The organism is Streptomyces sp. SudanB5_2050, from assembly GCF_964272335.1.
Classification (GTDB): domain Bacteria; phylum Actinomycetota; class Actinomycetes; order Streptomycetales; family Streptomycetaceae; genus Streptomyces; species Streptomyces rochei.
Genome location: NZ_OZ186760.1, coordinates 5,222,988 through 5,242,770, shown reverse-complemented (window position 1 = coordinate 5,242,770; position 19,783 = coordinate 5,222,988). Strand labels below are relative to the sequence as shown.

Below are 19,783 nucleotides of genomic sequence, written 5' to 3'. Positions count from 1 at the left end.
CCCCACGGGCCGCCACCGCGCCGCAGCGCGTCCGGGCCGGGCCGCATCCCCTCTCAGGGGGTGCGGCCCGGCCCCTTTTCCTGCACTTATCCTTGACCGCATGTACTTCACCGACCGAGGCATCGAGGAGCTGGAGAAGCGGCGCGGCGAGGAGGAGGTCACCTTCGAGTGGCTCGCCGAGCAGCTGCGGACCTTCGTCGACCTGAACCCGGACTTCGAGGTGCCGGTGGAGCGGCTGGCGACCTGGCTGGCGCGGCTGGACGACGAGGACGAGGACGAGTAGGCACGCAGAGTCCCGTCACGGGTCGCACGGGTCGCGGAGCGGCCCGCGTGCCCGTCAGGGGCGCTTGGAGAGGCCGTAGGCCGTACCGAGCGCCCCGTGCGCGATCAGCAGGGCGCCGGCGGTGGTCCAGCCTCCGCTGTGGCGCCGCAGGCCCCAGGCGGTGAGCGGCAGACCGGCCGCCATCTGGGCGAGGGCCAGCGCGCGGGCTCCGGGCCCGCCCACCCAGGGCATCCAGGCGGCGAGACGGCTCTCGTCGACGGTCGGGCGCCGTCCGGCCGCCTCGGTACACCGGGAGCCGGGCAGGGCGCGGGCGGCCTCGCCGAGGCGGTCGGCACCGTCACCGGGGGCCAGTCCGGCGGGGAGGGTGATTCCCGCGCGGGTGAGCACCGCCAGCAGTCCCCGCAGCCGGGCGCGCGCGTCGGCCTCGCGGTCCGGCCGGGTCAGCGCGTCCAGCGCCTGGAGGTCCAGTACGGGGTCCAGGCCGAGCCGGGCGGCGAAGGTGCGCATCGCCTCGTCCTCGCCGGCCGGGGTGCCGTCCGCGAGCCACACATAGCCGACGGGGCGGCGGAAGCCGGACGCGAGGGTGTAGCCGGCCCGGTCCGCGTCCCACCACAGGGCCAGTACGGGCCAGGGGGCGCCGACGGCGAGTGCCGCGGCCCAGCCGGTGACCACACGGTCGACCGGCTCGTCGCCGCGCCGCCAGGGGCCGCCCACCGGGACCAGCGCGCTCCACCCCTCACCGGCCGGGACCGACGGCATGCGCTCGCCCAGCAGCGGGGCCACGGCGGCGACGGAGTCCGGATCGGCGCGGCACAGGAGCAGGGCACCGGTGGCGTCCCCGGAGCCGGGGCGGGAGCCGGGGGCGGACTCATGCGTCGACATGTTCACAAACTAGGGCAATCGCGCCCCCTCGGCCGGTCGCCGATCACCAGAACGGGTCTCTTGACTTTCGACGGCCGCGATATATCGTGAATGAGGAGGACGCGATATGCCGCGTTCGGTCGAGGAGGTCTGCACCATGTCCGAGTGGTCCGTCGCGGAGCCCGGGAAGCTCACCTTCGACGAGTCCGTCAGCGAGCTCCAGGTCCGCATCGTCCACGGCACGGTGAACGTCGTGGGCACCGACGAGGGTTCCGCCCGCCTGGAGGTGTCCGAGATCGAGGGGCCGCCCCTGATCGTGACCCACCGGGACGGCGTGCTCACGGTGGCCTATGAGGACCTTCCCTGGAAGGGCTTCCTCAAGTGGCTGGACCGCAAGGGATGGCGCCGCAGCGCGGTGGTCTCCCTGGCCGTGCCGACCGGCACCCGCGTGGAGGTGGGGGCGGTGAGCGCGGCCGCCGTCGTCTCCGGGCTCGAGGGGCACGTCGAGGTGAAGGGCGTCTCCGGCGACACCACCCTGGTGGGCCTCACCGGCCCGGTCCGCGCCGACACCGTCTCCGGGAGCGTGGAGGCGCAGGCCCTCACCGGGGACCTGCGGTTCCACTCCGTCTCGGGGGACCTGACGGTGGTGGAGGCGGGTTCCTCCGTCCGGGCGGACTCGGTGAGCGGTTCGATGATCGTCGACCTGGACACGGCGGGCGGGCCGACCGACATCAGCCTGACCAGCGTCTCGGGCGAGATCGCCATCCGGCTTCCCCAGCCGGCCGACGCGGAGGTGGAGGCGAGCACGGCCAGCGGCAGCGTCTCCAGCGCCTTCGAGGACCTGCGGGTGGCCGGCCAGTGGGGCGCCAAGCGGATCACGGGCCGGCTCGGCGCGGGCAGCGGCCGGCTGAAGGCCACCACCGTCTCCGGCTCGATCGCCCTGCTGCGCCGCCCGGCGGCGGAGGAGGCTCCGTGGGAGGAGGACGCGCCCCAGACGCCCGACCCCGGTCACGGTCCCGGCCCGGTGGACGGCGTGCGGGGCGCCTCGGGGGACAATTCCGCTTCCGGCCGGGAGCACGGCGCCACCGGTGACCCGGCCGACGGCACGACCGACAAGAAGGTGCTCTGACATGCCCCCCGTCTTCGCCCACGGCCGCCTGCGCCTCTATCTGCTCAAGCTCCTGGACGAGGCCCCGCGCCACGGCTACGAGGTGATCCGGCTCCTCGAAGAGCGCTTCCAGGGCCTGTACGCGCCCTCGGCCGGCACGGTGTACCCGCGCCTGGCCAAGCTGGAGGCCGAGGGCCTGGTCACCCACACCACCGAGGGCGGGCGCAAGGTGTACGCCATCACCGACGCCGGCCGCGCCGAGCTGGCCGACCGCAGTGGTGAGCTGGCCGACCTGGAGCTGGAGATCCGGGAGTCGGTCGCCGAGCTCGCCGCCGAGATCCGGGCCGACGTCCGCGGTGCCGCGGGCGACCTGCGCCGGGAGATGCGGGCCGCGGCCGGCGCGGCACGCCGGGGTGCCGGCTCCGGCGCGCAGGCCGAGGGCGACGATTTCGCCACCGGCACCGCGAGCGCCGACGAGAAGGAGGCCTGGCGCGCGGCCAAGGAGGAGATGCGGCGCGTCAAGCAGGAGTGGAAGGAGCAGGCCCGCCGCGCCAAGGACGAGAGCCGTCGCGCCCGCGAGGAGGCCCAGCGTGCCCGGCGGCAGGCCAAGGAGGCCCAGGAGCGGGCCCGGGCGCAGGCCCAGGAGGAGGTGCAGCGCATCGCCCAGCGGGTCCAGGAACAGGTGCAGGACCACTTCGCGCGCGGCGACTGGCCGACGGGTCTGCGTGAGGGGCTGAGCGAGCTGGCCAAGGAGGTCGGCGACTTCGGCAAGGACTTCGGGAAGGAGTTCGGCAGGGAGTGGGGCTTCGGCCGCTCGGAGGCCGGGCCGGCCGCCCACCGGGCCGAGTACGCGTCCACACCCGAGGACTTCCCCGCCGGTTACGCTCCCTCCTGGGCCCACGAGGACGCCGCGGAGTCCACCGGCGACCCCGCCCGCGATCTGGACCGGCTGCTCGACCGCTTCCGGGACGACATCCGCGACGCGGCCCGGGACCACGGGGTCACGGCCGACCAGCTCCGCGAGACGCGCCGGCACCTGTCGACGGCCGCGGCCCACATCGGGGCGATACTGCGGACCCCCAAGCCCTGATCCCGCCGCGGTCCGGCACACCCCGGCCCGACTCCCCGTCGTGACTCCCCCGGCTGGGCCCCCTCGGGTGCCCGCCCGGGGGGAGCAGCCGGGCCGCGTCTCTCAGGCGCAGGCTTCCCCGGTGTCACCGCCCAGCACCCGGGTCAGCGACGCGTACGTCACCCCGTGGTCGGCCAGCACCTCGGCGGGCACCCCGGGACGGACGGTCAGGGCGAGGAGGACGTGCTCGTCCCCGATCCACCGCTCGTGCCGGTCGACGGCGACCCGGAGCGCCTGCTCCAGCACCTTCTTGGCGTCCTTGCTGAAGCTGCGGTGCCCGGACCACCGGCGCCGGTCCTTCCGGTCGCCGGACAGGGCGCCGACGCCGTGGTCCTCCTCCACCCGGGCGACGATCTCGGAGACGTCGATCCCGAGCCCGGCGAGCGCGTCGGCCTCGGCCCGCGACAGCCCGGCCCGGCGCCGCGCCTCCGTCAGCGCCTGCCGGACCGCCTCCCTGCGCCCGCCGACCCCCAGCGCGCCCAGCGCGAACGAGGCGCGGCTGCCCTCGCGGTCGAGCAGGGCGAGCAACAGGTGCTCCGGATCCACGGTCTGCGCCTGCGCCCCCTCGGCGTGCCCGACCGCCCCCTGCACCACGTCCCGGGCGTCCTTGGTGAACCGCTCGAACATCAATGCCTCCCGTACTTCTTGTGCACGGCCTGCCTGCTGACCCCGAGCTCGTTGGCGATCTCCTGCCACGACCAGCCGTGCCCGCGCGCGCTGCGCACCTGCACGGCCTCCAGCTGCTCCAGCAGCCGGCGCAGTGCCGCGACGGCCCGCAGCCCGACCCGGGGATCACGATCACCCGCGCGTGCGGCGAGATCGGTTGCTTCGCTCATGGTGTCAACATAGGTTGACACCCCGCATCTGTCAATGATGGTTGACAGATGCGGGGTTCGGGAGGCGCGCGAAGAAGACGTCAGGAGCCGCTGAGCACGATCTTGCCGAACTGCTCCCCGGACGCCATCCGCTCGAAGCCCTCGCGGGCCCGGTCCATCGGAAGCACCTCGTCGATGACGGGGCGGACCCCGGTGGCGGCGCAGAAGGAGAGCAGGTCCTCCAACTCGTCCTTGGTGCCCATCGTGGAACCGACGACCTTGAGTTCCAAGAAGAAGATGCGGGTCAGTTCGGCGTGCGAGGGCCGGTCACCGCTGGTGGCGCCGGAGATGACCAGGGTGCCGCCCGGCTTGAGCGACTTCACCGAGTGGGACCAGGTGGCGGCGCCCACGGTCTCGATGACCGCGTCGACCCGCTGCGGGAGCCGCGCGCCCGTCTCCACGGCCTCCACGGCGCCCAGTTCCAGCGCGCGCTTGCGCTTGGCCTCGTCCCGGCTGGTGGCGAAGACCCGCAGCCCGGCCGCCTTGCCGAGCAGGATCGCCGCCGTGGCGACCCCGCCGCCGGCGCCCTGCACCAGGACCGAGTCACCGGGACGCACCCCGGCGTTGGTGAACAGCATCCGGTACGCGGTCAGCCAGGCGGTCGGCAGACAGGCGGCCTCGGCGAAGGAGAGCTCCTTCGGCTTGGGCAGGATGTTCCAGGTCGGCACGGCGACCTGCTCGGCGAACGTCCCCTGGTAGCGCTCCGTGAGGATGGAGCGGGGTTCCTTCGGACCGACGCCGTGGCCGGTCTGGCCGATCACGGAGTGCAGGACGACCTCGTTCCCGTCCTCGTCGACACCGGCGGCGTCGCAGCCGAGGATCATCGGCAGGCGGTCCTCGGGGAGGCCGACCCCGCGCAGGGACCACAGGTCGTGATGGTTGAGGGAGGCGGCCCTGACGTCGACGACGCTCCAGCCGGGGCGGGCCTCGGGAGCCGGGCGCTCTCCCAACTCCAGGCCGGTCAGCGGCTGGTCGCGGTCGATTCGGGCGGCGTAGACAGCGAACATGACCTTGACGATAGGTAACACACCGGCCCACCGGAACCACGACGCCGTGTGACACACGCCCTCTTGCCGCCGGGCCACCCCGGCTGCGGGCAGCCGCGCCCGCCGTAGCCGCGGGCAGTGGCGCCTCCCTCGGTTCCGCACCGCCGGGCCGCCCACCCGGCCCACACCGACGCCGACCCACCCGAAAGCGAATGGCCCCGCCCGCCGAGCACGACGCCGACCCAGCCGAAAGCGAACGGCCCCGTCCACCGGGGACGAGGCCGCTCACCGCACACGCATCACACCGTCACCGGCGCGCGACGCCCTCCGCACGGGCCGCCGCCGCCACCGCCGCCGTCACGGCGGGCGCGACCCGCTCGTCGAACGGGGACGGGATGACGTAGTCCGCGGCGAGGTCGTCGCCCACCACGGAGGCCAGCGCCTCGGCCGCCGCGAGCTTCATGCCCTCGGTGATCCGCGACGCCCGCACCTGCAGCGCCCCCGCGAAGATGCCCGGGAAGGCCAGCACGTTGTTGATCTGGTTCGGGAAGTCGGACCGACCCGTCGCGACGACCGCCGCGTACTTGTGGGCGACCTCCGGGTGCACCTCGGGGTTCGGGTTGGCCATCGCGAAGACGAAGGCGCCCTTGGCCATCGAGGCGACCGCCGGCTCCGGGACCGTACCGCCGGAGACGCCGATGAAGACGTCGGCGCCCGCGAGGGCCGACTCCAGCGAGCCGGACAGCCCGGCCTTGTTGGTGAAGGAGGCCAGCTCCCGCTTGACCGGCGTCAGGTCGTCCCGGTCCGCCGAGACGACGCCCTTGCGGTCCGCGACCGCGACGTCCCCGATGCCCGCCTCGACCAGCATCTTGGCGATGGCGACACCGGCCGCGCCCGCGCCCGAGATCACCGCCCGCAGCTCACCCAGCGTGCGCCCGCTCAGCCGCGCCGCGTTCCGCAGCGCCGCCAGCGTCACGACCGCCGTGCCGTGCTGGTCGTCGTGGAAGATCGGGATGTCGAGCCGCTCCTGGAGCTTGCGCTCGATCTCGAAGCACCGGGGCGCCGAGATGTCCTCCAGGTTCACGCCGCCGAAGGAGGGCGCGAGCCGCACCACCGTCTCGACGATCTCGTCGGCGTCCGTGCAGTCCAGCGCGATCGGAACCGCGTCGACGCCGCCGAACTGCTTGAAAAGGATCGCCTTCCCCTCCATCACCGGAAGGGAGGCCTCGGGGCCGATGTCTCCGAGCCCCAGCACCGCCGTACCGTCCGTCACGACCGCCACGACCGACGACTTCCACGTGTAGTCGTGCACCAGGTCGGGCTGCTCGGCGATCGCGCTGCACACTTTCGCGACGCCGGGCGTGTACGCCAGGGACAGGTCGTCCTTGTCGCGGACCGGCACGGTGGCCTGCACGGCCATCTTGCCGCCGCGGTGCAGCGCGAACGCCGGGTCGAAGGAGTCGAGGGGCTCCCCCGTCTCCTGCTCCGTACCGGCGTCGCTGTCGCTGCGAGGATTGACGATCTCCGCTGCCACTTTGTCTTACCCCTTAAGAGTCATGGTTTGAGGGTTTGTCCACTCCTGGTGAGGAGCGGGCGGGCACCGCGCAGGAGGACGGCCGCCTGGGCCACAAGGGAGACCTGCGCGACGGGCGCGCCGCACACGCGCCCTGAGCCCCTGATGAGGGGTGTAAAGAACCTTCTTACCCGACGGACGCCCCCTGCGACGAGTCGGATAAGGGCAAGCTCACATGCCGGACCTCGAACGCCGCATGTCGGTGACATGGCTCATAGCCGAGTATCAGGACAACTTGCCTGGACCCCTTGACAGACGACCCCGACGGAGTCTTGACAGACGTGCGCGGCGACAGACCGTCTCGGCATTTCGAGGAATGCCGAAGATCTTTCGGCTGGAAGATGGGATTCCCGTAAAGGTTCGGTCGTGTTGTACCGGCCTGGTGCGGTTCGGGGGGTCACCCGTTATCCGATTTTGACATGGCGTCCCCCCTGAATGGCCGAGTCCGAATGGCAAGATGCCGTAATCACACGAGGTCGCGACACTCGAAGGCGTGTGCTCTCGTCGACCCACGGCGCCTGCCGGCCCCCGGCCGACGCCCCGTCCCACCGGAACTCCACCGTCCCCATCGGCATCTCCCTTCATCCGCCGGAGGAACCACCATGACCGCACGCAACACCCGTCGTACGACCGCCGCGCACTCCCGGACAGCAGCGGTCGGTGCGATCGCGGTCGCAGGCGCCCTGCTGCTCACCGGATGCGGCGACCAGACCGAGAAGAGCGACTCCGGCAGCGACAACCAGTCCGCGGTGGGGGCCCCGCTGGCCGACCGGCTCCCCCAGTCCATCCGCGACAAGGGCGTCATCAAGGTCGGTTCCGACATCGCCTACGCGCCGGTCGAATTCAAGGACAAGTCCGGCAAGACGGTGGGCATCGACCCCGACCTGGCGGACGCCATGGGCAAGCAGCTCGGCGTGAAGTTCGAATTCGAGAACGGCACCTTCGACACCCTGATCACCGGTCTGCGCTCCAAGCGCTACGACATCGCGATGTCCGCGATGACCGACACCAAGGACCGTCAGGAGGGCATCGACTCCGAGACCGGCAAGAAGGTCGGCCAGGGCGTCGACTTCGTGGACTACTTCACGGCCGGTGTCTCGATCTACACCAAGAAGGGCGACGACCGGGGCATCAAGACCTGGTCGGACCTGTGCGGCAAGAAGCTGGTCCTCCAGCGCGGCACGGTCTCCGAGGACCTGGCCAAGGCCGAGAACGAGAAGTGCCCGGCCGGCAAGAAGATCACCATCGAGCCCTACGACAACGACCAGCAGGCCCAGACCCGGCTGCGCGCGGGCGGCGCCGACGCCGGCTCCTCCGACTTCCCGGTCGCCGCGTACGCGGTGAAGACCTCCGGCGGCGGCAAGGACTTCCAGCTCGTCGGCGAGCAGGTCGAGGCCGCCCCGTACGGCATCGCGGTCGCCAAGGACAACACCCAGCTGCGGGACGCCCTGAAGGCGGCTCTGGACGCGGTCATCGCCAACGGTGAGTACAAGAAGGTCCTCGACAAGTGGGGCGTGGCGGAAGGTGCCGTCACCGAGGCCACCGTCAACGGCGGCAAGTGACGTCCGGCGGACGCTGAAAGGCAACATCCGTGACTGTTGACATCGACAAGACGCCGGGCGGCCCGGCCGGCACCCCGCCGGCCGGCCCGGAGGCCATCAAGGCCATTCCGGTCCGGCACTACGGGCGGTACGTCTCCGCGGTCGTCGCGATCGCGCTGCTGGCCGCGGTCGTCTACGCGTTCTCCCAGGGCAAGATCAACTGGGGGGCGATCCCGGACTACTTCTTCGACGACCGGATCGTCTCCGGTGTGGGCAAGACGCTGCTGATCACCGTCCTGTCCATGGCGATCGGCATCTTCGGCGGCATCCTGCTCGCCGTCATGCGGCTGTCGAAGAACCCGGTGACCTCGACCATCGCGTGGTTCTACATCTGGTTCTTCCGCGGCACCCCGGTCCTGGTGCAGCTGGTGGTCTGGTTCAACCTGGGCCTGGTCTTCGAGTACATCAACCTCGGCCCGGTCTACCGGGACGAGTGGTCGGACTTCATGACACCGTTCCTGACGGTGCTGCTCGGCCTCGGCCTCAACGAGGCCGCGTACATGGCGGAGATCTGCCGGGCCGGCCTCCTCGCGGTCGACGAGGGCCAGACCGAGGCGGCGCACGCGCTGGGCATGAGCCACGCCAAGACGCTGCGCCGGATCGTCATCCCGCAGGCGATGCGCGTGATCGTGCCGCCCACGGGCAACGAGGTCATCAACATGCTGAAGACGACCTCGCTGGTCTCGGTCGTCCAGTACCCGGAACTCTTCCGCGCGGCCCAGGACATCGGCCAGACCTCCGGCGCACCGGCCGAGATGCTGTTCCTCGCGGCGGCCTGGTACCTGCTGCTGACCTCGGTCTTCAGCGTGGGCCAGTACTACCTCGAGCGGTACTACGCGCGCGGCTCGAGCCGGTCGCTGCCGGCCACCCCGTTCCAGAAGATCAAGGCGAACGTGCTGTCCCTGTCCAGCCGCTCCAAGCCGACGGGAGGCACCGCATGACCGCCATGGTGAAGGCCGAGGGCGTCCACAAGTCCTTCGGCGCCGTCGAGGTCCTCAAGGGCATCGACCTGGAGGTGAAGCAGGGCGAGGTGTTCTGCCTCATCGGCCCCTCCGGCTCCGGCAAGTCCACCTTCCTCAGGTGTATCAACCACCTCGAGAAGATCAACGCCGGGCGTCTGTACGTCGACGGGGAGCTGGTCGGCTACCGCCAGAAGGGCGACAAGCTCTACGAGCTGAAGGACAGCGAGGTCGCCGTCAAGCGCCGGGACATCGGCATGGTCTTCCAGCGCTTCAACCTGTTCCCGCACATGACGGCCGTCGAGAACGTCATGGAGGCTCCGATCCAGGTCAAGGGCGTCAGCAAGGCCCAGGCCAGGGAGCGCGCCACCGCCCTCCTGGAGCGCGTGGGGCTGGGCGACAAGGCCGGCAACTACCCCTCGCAGCTCTCCGGTGGCCAGCAGCAGCGCGTCGCCATCGCACGGGCCCTGGCGATGGACCCGAAGCTGATGCTGTTCGACGAGCCGACCTCGGCCCTCGACCCGGAGCTGGTCGGTGACGTCCTCGACGTCATGCGCGACCTCGCCGAGTCCGGCATGACGATGGTCGTCGTCACCCACGAGATGGGCTTCGCCCGGGAGGTCGGCGACAGCCTGGTCTTCATGGACGGCGGTGTGGTCGTGGAGTCGGGCAACCCGCGCGACGTCCTCACGGACCCCCAGCACGAGCGGACCAAGGCGTTCCTGTCCAAGGTCCTCTGAGCGCACGCGCCGACGCACGCCACAGGGGCGGTACGGAGTCCGTACCGCCCCTGTGGCGTTGCCCCCGCCTACTTCAGCGCCAGCAGCAGCGTGTCCGACGGCGAGCACCACACCGGCCGCGCCTCGCCGAAGCCCTTCTCGCGCAGCACCCGCGCGTGCCACTGGGCCGAGGGCATGTCGCCGTCGGCGTGCTCGCCGTAGATCTCGAAACGGCGGGCGGTGGGCCCGGCGAGCACCGGGTCCTTGGCGGCGAGCTGCCACCACTCGGACCAGTCGAGCGCGCCCTCGGCCTTGGCGGCGTCCATCCGCGCGTGCCGCTGCGCGCGTTCCGCCGCGTTGATCCGGGGCGTCGTCTCGTCGATCATGTGGTCCGCGTTCATGAAGACACCACCGTCGCGGACGACCTCCGCGATCCGACCGTAGAGGGCCGCGAGGGGTTCGGCGTGGAGCCAGTGCAGGGCCGTGGCGGTCAGGACCGCGTCGTAGGAGTCGTACGGCAGCTTCGCGGTCCAGTCGGGGTCCTTGAGGTCCGCGGTGACGAGGGAGACCCGCGCGTCGCCGGCGAAGGTGCCCTCGGCGATGGCCAGGAGCGCCGGGTCGAGGTCCACGCCGGTGCTGGTGGCCCCGGGGAAGCGGGCGAGCAGGCGGGCCGTGATGGTACCGGTGCCGCAGGCGAGGTCGAGCACGCGCGGCGCCGGACCGACCAGCGCCTCGACCATGTCCAGCATGATCCGGAAGCGTTCCTCCCGGTCGGGCATGTACCACTCCTGCTGCCGGTCCCAGCTCTCCTGCCAGGCCTGCCAGTCGGCTGCGGGTGTGGTGGCCGTGGTGATCTCCGCGTCCGTCATCGAGCCCCTCCGTCACGCGCGATACGTAATACCCTGTAAGCACGATCAGCCATTACCTGACCGCAGGCACGACCTTAGAGCCCCTTCGTAAGGACTACAAGTGGAACTGGCCTATTACTCGGATTACGCCGTGCGTCTCGTCAACACCGAGGAGCCGGCCCGGGGACAGGACTCCCTCACCTCGGTCGAGGCCGTCCGCGAGCTGTTCGGCACCAATCAGTCGGCGGCCCGGCGTGCCACGGACGCGGACGTGACCCGCTTCCGGTCGGTCCGGGGGCGGCTGCGCGCGGTCTTCGAGGCGGCCGACGGCGGCGACGAGACCCTCGCGGTCGACCTGCTGAACTCCCTGCTGCTGGAGTTCCCGGTGAGCCCCCAGATCTCCGGCCACGACCACCGCGACGACGACGGCAGCCCGCTGTGGCACATGCACCTGGCGGACCACCCGTCCAACGCCACCGCCGGTTTCGCCGCCATCGCGGCGATGGGCCTGGCCTTCCACCTCACCGAGTACGGCGTGGACCGGCTCGGCCTGTGCGAGGCGGCCCCCTGCCGCAACGCCTATCTGGACACCTCGACCAACCGCTCCCGGCGCTACTGCTCGGACCGCTGCGCCACCCGGGCCAACGTGGCGGCCTACCGGGCCCGCAAACGCCTGGAGGCGGACCGGTCCGCCGACACCGGCCGGAGCGCGGACAGCGCCCAGCGGGCCACGGCGAACGGCGAGCGCTGACCCGGCTTCAGCGGCCGGTACCGCAGCCGCGCCTTCCCGAGGACGAGTTCCTCGGGGACGACCCCGTAGTCGGTGCTGTCCCCGCCCGCGAAGGCGTTGTCGCCCAGCACCCACCAGCCGGCCCCGCGCCGCTCGACGGCCCGCTTGACCACGAGCAGGTCCTGCTGGAACGGGTGCCGCAGCACCACGACGTCACCCGGCCGGACCCGCGCACCCCAGTGCACGACCAGCACGTCGCCGTGGTGCAGCGTGGGCACCATGGACGGCCCGGTCACCTCGGCCGGCCCCAGGGGCAACGCCCCTCTGGAACGTACGGTCTCCTGCGACGACTGCTCCGGCATGACCCGGCACCTCCCCGGTCTTTCCTCCACCAGTCTCAGTCTCACCCCGGACTTTTGTCCTAAGCCCACGGGGGCACTCGCGAAAACGGGCCTCCCAGGGAGTAATGTCCACCCTGAGAAGACGATCACGAGGAAGGAACGCTTCATGCTTTCCCGCCTGTTTGCCCCCAAGGTCACGGTCAGCGCCCACTGCGACCTGCCCTGCGGTGTGTACGACCCGGCCCAGGCCCGCATCGAGGCGGAGTCGGTGAAGGCCGTGCAGGAGAAGATGGCCGGCAACGACGACCCGCACTTCCAGACGCGTGCCACGGTCATCAAGGAGCAGCGCGCCGAGCTGGCGAAGCACCACGTCTCCGTGCTGTGGAGCGACTACTTCAAGCCCCCGCACTTCGAGAAGTACCCGGAGCTGCACCAGCTGGTCAACGACACCCTGAAGGCCCTGTCGGCCGCCAAGGCCTCGAAGGACCCGGCGACCGGCCAGAAGGCGCTGGACTACATCGCCCAGATCGACAAGATCTTCTGGGAGACCAAGAAGGCCTGATCCTCGATCAGGGCCTTTTGCGTGCGTTTTCCCCAGTCGCACGGTTTCCGGGCCGCATCCGGTCCGCGGCGCGCCGAGCACGGCGTTCCCCGCGGTCCGGGTGCGGCCCGCGGTCATGAGCGTCGCGGCTCACGCCACATCGGCCACATCCGGGGGCCGTCCGGCAGGTGCAGGACGCGTCCGGTGCACGCGAAGCCGAGACGTTCGTAGAGCCCTTTGCTGCGTTCGCTGCTCGCCTCCAGATAGGCGGGCAGGCCCTCGCGGTCGCACCGGTCCAGGACCGACGCGATGAGCGCGGTCCCCAGGCCCTCCCCCTGCCGCTCCGGGGCCACGCCGATCATCCACAGATACGCGTGGGCCGGCCCCGAGGGGTGGATGTCCTCCGTGAGCCGGGCTATCGACTCCACCCGCTCGTTGTCCGGGTCCACGGCCTCGCGCACCTGCGCCGGGACGTCCTCCGCGTCCTCGGCCGGCTCCTCGTCCGGCTCCTCCGGGGCGTCCTCCTCCCCGGGCACCGACAGCCACAGCGCGCAGGCCGCGCCGTCCTCGGTGAGATCGATCCACCCGTCGGCGAGCACGATGTCGGTGAAGGCGCCCATGAGCCGGTGATGGGTCCGGCGGCGGTACTCCTCGCCGGGGAAGACCCAGCCGCTCACCGGGTCGTCCTGGAACGCCTCGTCCAGCAACCGCACGACCGTGTCCCGGTCGTCCTCCCCCGCCGTCCGGATCGCCACACCCATGCCCTGACCGCCCTTCCGCGCCAACACCGTTCATCCGTACGGCGGTTGAGCCTAGCCGTCGGCACCGGCGGGCACGGGACGCGCTCTCGGACGTACGCCGAGAGGGCGGGCCCCGCACACCGTGGGGAAGTGCGGGACCCGCCGGACCGGAGCCCTGGGCGGTGCGACCGTACGTCGGTCAGGTCCGTACGGTTCTGCACGGGCTCCGGGGTCCTGCCGCGGCCTCCCGGCGCCTGGGCGGCGCCGGGAGGCCGTGAGGATCAGGTGCTGCGCCGGGTCACGAACTCGGCCAGCGCGAGCAGGCCGCCCGCAGCCTCCGGATCGGGCACGGCACGGGCCAGCTCCTGCATGGCACGCGCCATGTGGTCGGCCGCCTGGGCCTGCGCCCAGTCCCGGCCTCCCGCCCGCTCCACGGCCAGGGCGCTGCGCTCCAGGTCCTCCTTGCCCTCCTCGTAGGGGGCCGCGTACAGCTCGGCGAGCTCGGCGGCGGCCGGGGTGCCGGAGGTCAGGGCGGCGACCACCGGCAGGGACTTCTTGCGGGCGGCCAGGTCCGCACCGGCCGGCTTGCCGGTGCGGCGCGGGTCGCCCCATATGCCGATCACGTCGTCGATGAGCTGGAACGCCAGCCCGGCCGCCCGGCCGAAGGCGTCCAGGGCCGCCACCTCCTCGTCGGCCGCCCCCGCGTACAGCGCGCCGAGGGCGCAGGCGCATCCCAGCAGCGCGCCGGTCTTGGCCTCGGCCATGACGAGCGTCTCGTCGAGGGTGACCTCGTCCGGGGCGCGCCGCTCCATGGCCGTGTCCGCGTGCTGGCCCTCGCAGAGCTCCATGACGCAGTCGGCGAGCCGGGCGGCGGCCGCCGCCGACGCCGGGTGCGGGTCCACGGCCAGCGACCGCAGGGCCAGCGCGTGCAGCGCGTCCCCGGCGAGGATGGCGTCGGCGTCCCCGAACACGGTCCACGCGGTCGGCCGGTGGCGCCGGGTGGCGTCACGGTCCATCACGTCGTCGTGCAGCAACGTGAAGTTGTGGACCAGCTCCACCGCCGCCGCGGCCGGCACCGCCGCCGCCCGGGCCGTGGGCCCGCCGAGGGCGGCGGCCGAGGCGAGGACGAGCGCCGGGCGGATCGCCTTGCCCGCGTTGCCGGACGCCGGTGTGCCGTCCGCGTGCTGCCAGCCGAAGTGGTAGAGCGCGATCCGCCGCATGGAGGCGGGCAACGACGCGATCGCGGTCCGCAGCGCGGGGTCGACCGACGCCCGGGACTCCCGCAGGAGCACGGCCGCCTCCTGCCCGTCGGGCGTGCCCTCCGGCTCCTCCTCCCGCTGCGTGCCGATGCGCCCGTGCCTTTCCAGCGTGCCCGTGGGCTTCGCCCCGGCGATGCCGTGCGGAGCCTCCGTCATGGACTCGTCTCCCCCCGTGCGCCCTCGACCGTACCCCCGGGGTGTACCCGCCCGGGCGGGCGGGAACACGGCGTTCGGGAGGCTGGCGTCACTGCCAGCGGCCGATCTCGACGTTCTCCAGGATGCCGAGCGCGTCCGGCACCAGGACGGCGGCCGAGTAGTAGGCCGTGACCAGGTACTTGATGATGGCCTGCTCGTTGATCCCCATGAAGCGCACCGACAGACTCGGCTCGATCTCGTCGGGGATGCCGGTGGCGCGCAGCCCGATCACACCCTGGTCCTGCTCGCCGGTACGCATCGCGATGATCGACGTCGTACGGGCCTCGGTGACCGGGATCTTGTTGCACGGGTAGATCGGCACACCGCGCCAGGTGGGGATGCGATTGCCGGCGATGTCGATCGTCTCCGGGACGAGGCCGCGCTTGTTGAGCTCGCGGCCGATCGCGGCGATGGCCCGCGGGTGGGCGAGGAGCAGCTTGGTGCCGCGCCGACGGCTCAGCAGCTCGTCGAGGTCGTCCGGTCCGGGGACGCCGTCGTGCGGCTGGATCCTCTGGTCGTACTCGCAGTTGTGCAGCAGACCGAACTCGCGGTTGTTGACCAGCTCGTGCTCCTGGCGTTCCTTCAACGCCTCGACGGTCAGCCGGATCTGCTGCTCCGTCTGGTTCATCGGCTGGTTGTAGAGGTCGGCCACGCGCGAGTGGATGCGCAGCACGGTCTGGGCGACACTCAGCTCGTACTCGCGGGGCCGCGCCTCGTAGTCGACGAAGGTGTGCGGGATGTCCGGCTCGCCGCTGTGGCCGGCGGAGAGGTCGATCGCCTTCTCGCCGTGCCTGTTGGTGGGCTGCTGGGGCAGGGAGCGGCGCTCCTCGAGGTGGGCGCGGAGCGAGTCCGAGCGCTCCGCGATCTGCTCCACCTCCTGGCGCGGCAGGACCAGCACGGTGCAGGCGGTGACCGTGCGGGCGGTGTACTCCCAGATGGCGTCCCCGTCCAGCAGCGCCTCGTCGCCGAAGTACGCGCCGTCGGCGAGGACGCCGAGCACCGCGTCGTCGCCGTAGGGGCCGGTGCCGATCTTCTCCACCTTGCCGTGGGCCAGCAGGTACACCTCGTCGGCCTGGGCGCCGAACGAGGCGATCACCTCGCCCGGGCCGAACTCCCGCTGCGTGCAGCGCTGCGCGAGTTCGGAGAGGACCTCCTCGTCCTCGTACGACCGCAGCGCCGGCAGTTCGCCCAGTTCGGCGGGGATGACCTCGACGCGGTCGCCGGTCTTCACGAAGGTCACGCGGCCGTCGCCGACCGCGAAGGTCATGCGTCGGTTCACCCGGTACGTGCCGCCCTGGATGTCCACCCAGGGAAGTGTGCGCAGCAGCCAGCGGGAGCTGATCTCCTGCATCTGGGGAACGGACTTGGTCGTGGTGGCCAGGTTCCGCGCGGCCGCCGTGCCGAGGCTCTGCTGCGGCCTGGTCTGCTCTGTGCGGACCTCTTCGCCTACCGACATAAGGAATTGCCCTCCCGGTCATGCCGGACGACTGCGCCCGGCATCGATGTGCGGGGACCAGCCTTCCTCACGGAGCGTGCCGGTGCTATTACCCGAAAGAGCGGGAATGGATCACCGGGCGGCGGGGCAGGGATGGGGGCTTGATCGGCGTATCACCGACTTGTCCGGTGCAGGTCAGGGCCGTCGGCCGGGTTGGTTCTGGCCGAAACGACTCGCACAGGGGCCGAACAAGTCGTAGGCAGCACTCCGTTTCGGTAGAAGCTCCGTACGAGGCGGTCGCGCCGGGCGGCCGTCGCGCAGCGTAAGGAGTCGGCCGTGGCCTCACCCATGTCCGCGAGCAGTTTCCTCAAGGCACTGAAGGCCGAGGGTCTCACGGTCGTCCAGGTCGGCGACTGGCGGGATCACAACCGCGACCACAAGGGGCCCTGGGGGCCCGTGCACGGTGTGATGATCCATCACACGGCCACCAGGGGCAGCGCGCGGACCGTGGAGATCTGCCGCGAGGGGTACGAGGGGCTGCCGGGTCCGCTGTGCCACGGGGTCATCACCAAGGACGGCCGGGTGCATCTCGTCGGCTACGGGCGGGCCAACCACGCCGGCCCCGGCGACGACGACGTGCTGCGCGCGGTGATCGCGGAGAAGGGCCTGCCCCGGGACAACGAGTCGAACACCGACGGCAACCGGCACTTCTACGGCTTCGAGTGCGAGAACCTCGGCGACGGCGACGACCCCTGGCCGGCCGCGCAGCTGGAGGCGATCGAGCGCGCCGCCGCCGCGATCTGCCGCCACCACGGCTGGAACGAGCGGTCCGTCATCGGCCATCTCGAATGGCAGCCGGGCAAGGTGGACCCGCGCGGATTCACGATGGCGTCGATGCGGGAGCGGATCCGCGACCGGCTGAAGTGAGGCGCGCGCCGGGCGGGGGCGGCGCGACAATGGCGGGGTGACCGGCACCGACTCCCACGACCTCGCCGCCCTGCGTCCCCGGCTGCCCTCTCCCCTCCAGGAGGTCGCCGACGCGCGGTTCGAACGGCGCGGGGTCCGGTTGCTGCTCAAGCGCGACGACCTGATCCACCCGGACCTGGTCGGCAACAAATGGCGCAAACTCGCGCCGAACCTCGCCACCGCGGCCGGCCGCACCGTCGTCACCTTCGGCGGTGCCTACTCGAACCACCTGCGGGCCACGGCGGCCGCCGGCCGGCTGCTCGGGCTGCCCACGGTGGGCGTGGTGCGCGGTGAGGAACTGGCCGGGCGGCCGCTCAACCCCTCGCTGGCCCGGTGCGCGGCCGACGGCATGCGCCTGCGGTTCGTGGACCGCGCCACGTACCGCCGCAAGGCCGAGCCGGAGGTCCTGGCGTCCCTGCTGCGCGCGGCGGACGCCGAGGACGCGGTCGTGGTGCCGGAGGGCGGCAGCAATCCCGCGGCCGTCCGCGGCTGCCGGGCGCTCGGCGAGGAGCTGGGCGGGCACGCCGACGTGGTCGCCCTCGCCTGTGGCACCGGCGGCACGCTCGCGGGGCTGGCCGCCGGTCTCCCCGAGGGGCGGCGGGCGCTGGGCGTACCCGTGCTCAAGGGCGGATTCCTGGGCGACGACGTACGGCGGCTCCAGGAGCGCGCGTTCGGCGGGCCGCGCGGGGACTGGAGCCTCGACGACCGCTTCCACTGCGGCGGCTACGCCCGCACCACCCCCGGGCTCGAGTCCTTCGCGGACGACTTCGAGCACCGCCACGGCCTGCCCGTGGAGCGCGTCTACGTCGCCAAGACGCTCCACGCCCTGGTCACCCTCGTCCAGGAGGGCGCCTTCCCGCGCGGGACGACGGTGGCCGCCGTCGTCACCGGCCGCCCGTTCCCCGACCGGGCCGCCCCGGAGGCCCCGCCAGAGGGTCTGTCCGACCGGTCTCGCCGTCGCCCGTGCGGCGGGCGGGAGCGGCCGGACCTTTCCTAGGTGGTCTCCCGGTACGCCGCCGCCTCCTCCAGGTCCAGGCGCCGCAGCAGGGTCCGCAGCATCTCGTCGTCGATGTAGCGGCCGTCCCGCAGCCGGACGAAGACCTCCCGCTCGGCGCCGATCATCTCCCGCGACAGCCTCCGGTAGGTGTCGTCGACGGTTTCCCCGGTGACCGGGTTGACCTGCCCGAGCCGTTCCCAGACGGCGTTGCGGCGGCGCTCCAGGACCGTGCGGAGGCGGTCGGCGAGGGGGGCCGGCAGGGCATTGCGCTCGTCGGCGAGGAGCTCGTCGAGGCGCTGCTCGGCGGCGCGGGACGCCTGGGCCTGGGCGTTGGCCTCCGCCAGCGTCTCGGCCTGGACGTCGTGCGCGGGGAACTTCAGCAGGCGGATCAGCGGGGGCAGGGTGACGCCCTGGACGACCAGGGTGCCGATGACCGTGGTGAAGGTGAGGAACAGGATGAGGTTGCGCTCGGGGAAGGGATCGCCGCCGTGGACGGTGAGCGGGATGGAGAAGGCGATGGCCAGGGACACCACGCCCCGCATCCCCGCCCAGCCGATCACGAACGGCCCCTTCCAGGAGAGTTCCCCCTCACGCGCCCGGACGCGTGCCGACAGGCGCGGCAGGTAGGTCGCGGGGTACACCCAGACGAAGCGGGCCGCGGCGACCACCAGGAAGACCGCCACCGCGTACCAGGCGGCGTCGGTGCCCTCGTAGTCCCCGAGGCCGTCGAGGACGACGGGCAGCTGGAGCCCGATGAGGGCGAACACGGACGACTCCAGCACGAACGCGACCATCTTCCAGACCGCCTCCTCCTGGAGACGGGTGGCGAAGTCGACCTCCCAGGCGCGGTGGCCGAGGAAGAGCGCGACGACCACCACCGCGAGCACCCCGGACGCGTGCACCTGCTCGGCGGCCGCGTAGGCGACGAACGGGATGAGCAGCGAGAGCGTGTTCTGGAGGAGGGCCTCCTTCACATGCGTGCGCAGCCAGTGCAGCGGCACCATCAGCACCAGGCCGACGACGACGCCGCCGACCGCGGCGATCAGGAACTCGGCGATCCCGCCGGCCCAGGTGGCGCCCTCCCCGACCGCCGCGGCGAGCGCCACCCGGAAGGCGGTGATGGCGGTGGCGTCGTTCACCAGGGACTCGCCCTGGAGGATCGTGGTGATCCGGTTCGGCAGCCCGACCCGGCGGGCCACCGCCGTGGCGGCGACGGCGTCGGGCGGCGCCACCACCGCGCCGAGCACCAGGGCCGCGGTCAGCGGCAGGCCCGGCACGATCAGGTATGCGGCGGCGCCGACGACGAAGGTCGCGAAGAGCACGTAGCCGACGGACAGCAGCGCCACGGGCCGCATCTGCGCCCGCAGGTCGAGGTAGGAGCTGTCGGTGGCCGCGGTGTGCAGCAGCGGGGGCAGCAGCAGCGGCAGGACGATGTGCGGGTCGAGGGTGTAGTCGGGCACGCCGGGCACATAACTCACCGCCAGGCCCGCGGCCACCAGCAGCAGCGGCGCCGGCACCGGCAGGCGCCGTCCCGCCGCCGCGATCGCGGCGCTGCCCGCCACCAGCAACAGCAGCGGCATCACGTCCATCGTCCTCGCCCGCCCTCGTTTTCCGCGCGGTGATCCGCACACCCGTCG

21 protein-coding genes are annotated in these 19,783 nt (G+C 72.1%); 10 read left to right on the top strand and 11 right to left on the bottom strand.

Annotation, left to right across the window (positions count from 1 at the left end):
* Window positions 1-100: 100 nt before the first annotated feature.
* A complete protein-coding gene (locus ACFZP7_RS23535; protein ID WP_003961784.1) occupies window positions 101-283 on the top strand; it encodes a DUF6104 family protein in 183 nt (60 codons plus the stop codon).
* A gap of 54 nt (window positions 284-337) precedes the next feature.
* Here the strand turns inward: ACFZP7_RS23535 and ACFZP7_RS23530 are convergent, their stop codons facing one another.
* Entirely contained in the window at window positions 338-1,165 is an 828-nt protein-coding gene (locus ACFZP7_RS23530; protein WP_385635545.1) for a hypothetical protein, read from the bottom strand.
* 136 nt (window positions 1,166-1,301) lie between these two features.
* Between ACFZP7_RS23530 and ACFZP7_RS23525 the strand changes: the two genes are divergently transcribed.
* Window positions 1,302-2,273: a DUF4097 family beta strand repeat-containing protein gene (locus ACFZP7_RS23525; protein WP_158718802.1), complete on the top strand. Its 972-nt coding sequence runs from the start codon at window positions 1,302-1,304 to the stop codon at window positions 2,271-2,273.
* A 1-nt stretch (window position 2,274) separates the two neighbouring features.
* Entirely contained in the window at window positions 2,275-3,342 is a 1,068-nt protein-coding gene (locus tag ACFZP7_RS23520) for a PadR family transcriptional regulator (RefSeq protein ID WP_030970486.1), read from the top strand.
* Window positions 3,343-3,444: 102 nt separating this feature from the next.
* Here the strand turns inward: ACFZP7_RS23520 and ACFZP7_RS23515 are convergent, their stop codons facing one another.
* The 4 genes from ACFZP7_RS23515 to ACFZP7_RS23500 form a co-directional block, all read right to left on the bottom strand.
* The gene (locus tag ACFZP7_RS23515) at window positions 3,445-4,008 is read right to left on the bottom strand and encodes a Clp protease N-terminal domain-containing protein (RefSeq protein ID WP_385635544.1); all 564 of its coding nucleotides are present in this window, start codon (window positions 4,006-4,008) and stop codon (window positions 3,445-3,447) included.
* Window positions 4,008-4,217, bottom strand: coding sequence for an HTH domain-containing protein (locus ACFZP7_RS23510; protein ID WP_019326928.1), 210 nt, complete (start codon window positions 4,215-4,217; stop codon window positions 4,008-4,010). The genes ACFZP7_RS23515 and ACFZP7_RS23510 overlap by 1 nt, the downstream gene beginning before the upstream one ends.
* Window positions 4,218-4,297: 80 nt before the next feature.
* Complete coding sequence (locus tag ACFZP7_RS23505; RefSeq protein WP_385635541.1) at window positions 4,298-5,263, bottom strand: zinc-binding dehydrogenase; 966 nt, start codon at window positions 5,261-5,263, stop codon at window positions 4,298-4,300.
* Window positions 5,264-5,549: 286 nt separating this feature from the next.
* Window positions 5,550-6,776, bottom strand: a complete 1,227-nt coding sequence (locus ACFZP7_RS23500) for an NADP-dependent malic enzyme (RefSeq protein ID WP_031016255.1) — start codon at window positions 6,774-6,776, stop codon at window positions 5,550-5,552.
* Window positions 6,777-7,417: 641 nt separating this feature from the next.
* Here ACFZP7_RS23500 and ACFZP7_RS23495 point away from each other — a divergent pair.
* Genes ACFZP7_RS23495 through ACFZP7_RS23485 form a run of 3 tightly spaced genes read left to right on the top strand, consistent with a single transcriptional unit; the run spans window position 7,418 to window position 10,115 of the window.
* Complete coding sequence (locus ACFZP7_RS23495) at window positions 7,418-8,377, top strand: ABC transporter substrate-binding protein (protein WP_031016254.1); 960 nt, start codon at window positions 7,418-7,420, stop codon at window positions 8,375-8,377.
* A gap of 29 nt (window positions 8,378-8,406) precedes the next feature.
* Window positions 8,407-9,357, top strand: coding sequence for an amino acid ABC transporter permease (locus ACFZP7_RS23490; protein ID WP_385635538.1), 951 nt, complete (start codon window positions 8,407-8,409; stop codon window positions 9,355-9,357).
* The gene (locus tag ACFZP7_RS23485; protein ID WP_019326933.1) at window positions 9,354-10,115 is read left to right on the top strand and encodes an amino acid ABC transporter ATP-binding protein; all 762 of its coding nucleotides are present in this window, start codon (window positions 9,354-9,356) and stop codon (window positions 10,113-10,115) included. Before ACFZP7_RS23490 ends, ACFZP7_RS23485 begins: the two co-directional genes overlap by 4 nt.
* A 68-nt stretch (window positions 10,116-10,183) precedes the next feature.
* Here ACFZP7_RS23485 and ACFZP7_RS23480 read toward each other — a convergent pair whose 3' ends face one another.
* Complete coding sequence (locus ACFZP7_RS23480) at window positions 10,184-10,963, bottom strand: trans-aconitate 2-methyltransferase (protein ID WP_019326934.1); 780 nt, start codon at window positions 10,961-10,963, stop codon at window positions 10,184-10,186.
* Window positions 10,964-11,063: 100 nt separating this feature from the next.
* Here ACFZP7_RS23480 and ACFZP7_RS23475 point away from each other — a divergent pair, with 100 nt between their 5' ends.
* On the top strand, window positions 11,064-11,693 hold the full coding sequence (locus ACFZP7_RS23475; protein WP_019326935.1) for an ABATE domain-containing protein: 630 nt from the start codon (window positions 11,064-11,066) through the stop codon (window positions 11,691-11,693).
* Here ACFZP7_RS23475 and sodX read toward each other — a convergent pair.
* Complete coding sequence (gene sodX, locus ACFZP7_RS23470) at window positions 11,597-12,034, bottom strand: nickel-type superoxide dismutase maturation protease (protein ID WP_385635536.1); 438 nt, start codon at window positions 12,032-12,034, stop codon at window positions 11,597-11,599. The two genes, ACFZP7_RS23475 and sodX, sit on opposite strands and share 97 nt — an antisense overlap.
* Before the next feature lie 145 nt (window positions 12,035-12,179).
* Between sodX and sodN the strand changes: the two genes are divergently transcribed.
* On the top strand, window positions 12,180-12,575 hold the full coding sequence (gene sodN / locus ACFZP7_RS23465; protein WP_019326937.1) for a superoxide dismutase, Ni: 396 nt from the start codon (window positions 12,180-12,182) through the stop codon (window positions 12,573-12,575).
* Window positions 12,576-12,688: 113 nt separating this feature from the next.
* On the opposite strand, the gene ACFZP7_RS23460 is transcribed toward sodN, so the two are convergent.
* From ACFZP7_RS23460 to ACFZP7_RS23450, 3 genes are all read right to left on the bottom strand, one after another.
* Entirely contained in the window at window positions 12,689-13,315 is a 627-nt protein-coding gene (locus tag ACFZP7_RS23460; protein ID WP_385635534.1) for a GNAT family N-acetyltransferase, read from the bottom strand.
* 260 nt (window positions 13,316-13,575) lie between these two features.
* Entirely contained in the window at window positions 13,576-14,709 is a 1,134-nt protein-coding gene (locus ACFZP7_RS23455) for a family 2 encapsulin nanocompartment cargo protein polyprenyl transferase (RefSeq protein ID WP_371847621.1), read from the bottom strand.
* Between the two features lie 88 nt (window positions 14,710-14,797).
* Window positions 14,798-16,204 (bottom strand): family 2B encapsulin nanocompartment shell protein, encoded by a 1,407-nt coding sequence (locus ACFZP7_RS23450; RefSeq protein ID WP_019326940.1) that lies wholly within the window; start codon window positions 16,202-16,204, stop codon window positions 14,798-14,800.
* Window positions 16,205-16,531: 327 nt separating this feature from the next.
* Between ACFZP7_RS23450 and ACFZP7_RS23445 the strand changes: the two genes are divergently transcribed.
* Entirely contained in the window at window positions 16,532-17,110 is a 579-nt protein-coding gene (locus ACFZP7_RS23445) for an N-acetylmuramoyl-L-alanine amidase (protein ID WP_086875360.1), read from the top strand.
* A gap of 37 nt (window positions 17,111-17,147) precedes the next feature.
* Entirely contained in the window at window positions 17,148-18,146 is a 999-nt protein-coding gene (locus tag ACFZP7_RS23440) for a 1-aminocyclopropane-1-carboxylate deaminase/D-cysteine desulfhydrase (protein ID WP_385635532.1), read from the top strand.
* On the opposite strand, the gene ACFZP7_RS23435 is transcribed toward ACFZP7_RS23440, so the two are convergent.
* A complete protein-coding gene (locus ACFZP7_RS23435; protein ID WP_385635530.1) occupies window positions 18,143-19,735 on the bottom strand; it encodes a Na+/H+ antiporter in 1,593 nt (530 codons plus the stop codon). The genes ACFZP7_RS23440 and ACFZP7_RS23435 overlap by 4 nt on opposite strands.
* Window positions 19,736-19,783 lie beyond the last annotated feature (48 nt).

Bases quoted from the DNA above. Each gene is read 5' to 3' on its own strand.
- ACFZP7_RS23535 (WP_003961784.1), top strand. From the start codon at position 101: ATGTACTTCACCGACCGAGGCATCGAGGAGCTGGAGAAGCGGCGCGGC.
- ACFZP7_RS23530 (WP_385635545.1), bottom strand. From the start codon at position 1,165: ATGTCGACGCATGAGTCCGCCCCCGGCTCCCGCCCCGGCTCCGGGGAC.
- ACFZP7_RS23525 (WP_158718802.1), top strand. From the start codon at position 1,302: ATGTCCGAGTGGTCCGTCGCGGAGCCCGGGAAGCTCACCTTCGACGAG.
- ACFZP7_RS23520 (WP_030970486.1), top strand. From the start codon at position 2,275: ATGCCCCCCGTCTTCGCCCACGGCCGCCTGCGCCTCTATCTGCTCAAG.
- ACFZP7_RS23515 (WP_385635544.1), bottom strand. From the start codon at position 4,008: ATGTTCGAGCGGTTCACCAAGGACGCCCGGGACGTGGTGCAGGGGGCG.
- ACFZP7_RS23510 (WP_019326928.1), bottom strand. From the start codon at position 4,217: ATGAGCGAAGCAACCGATCTCGCCGCACGCGCGGGTGATCGTGATCCC.
- ACFZP7_RS23505 (WP_385635541.1), bottom strand. From the start codon at position 5,263: ATGTTCGCTGTCTACGCCGCCCGAATCGACCGCGACCAGCCGCTGACC.
- ACFZP7_RS23495 (WP_031016254.1), top strand. From the start codon at position 7,418: ATGACCGCACGCAACACCCGTCGTACGACCGCCGCGCACTCCCGGACA.
- ACFZP7_RS23485 (WP_019326933.1), top strand. From the start codon at position 9,354: ATGACCGCCATGGTGAAGGCCGAGGGCGTCCACAAGTCCTTCGGCGCC.
- ACFZP7_RS23480 (WP_019326934.1), bottom strand. From the start codon at position 10,963: ATGACGGACGCGGAGATCACCACGGCCACCACACCCGCAGCCGACTGG.
- sodX (WP_385635536.1), bottom strand. From the start codon at position 12,034: ATGCCGGAGCAGTCGTCGCAGGAGACCGTACGTTCCAGAGGGGCGTTG.
- sodN (WP_019326937.1), top strand. From the start codon at position 12,180: ATGCTTTCCCGCCTGTTTGCCCCCAAGGTCACGGTCAGCGCCCACTGC.
- ACFZP7_RS23460 (WP_385635534.1), bottom strand. From the start codon at position 13,315: ATGGGTGTGGCGATCCGGACGGCGGGGGAGGACGACCGGGACACGGTC.
- ACFZP7_RS23455 (WP_371847621.1), bottom strand. From the start codon at position 14,709: ATGACGGAGGCTCCGCACGGCATCGCCGGGGCGAAGCCCACGGGCACG.
- ACFZP7_RS23450 (WP_019326940.1), bottom strand. From the start codon at position 16,204: ATGTCGGTAGGCGAAGAGGTCCGCACAGAGCAGACCAGGCCGCAGCAG.
- ACFZP7_RS23445 (WP_086875360.1), top strand. From the start codon at position 16,532: ATGTCCGCGAGCAGTTTCCTCAAGGCACTGAAGGCCGAGGGTCTCACG.
- ACFZP7_RS23435 (WP_385635530.1), bottom strand. From the start codon at position 19,735: ATGGACGTGATGCCGCTGCTGTTGCTGGTGGCGGGCAGCGCCGCGATC.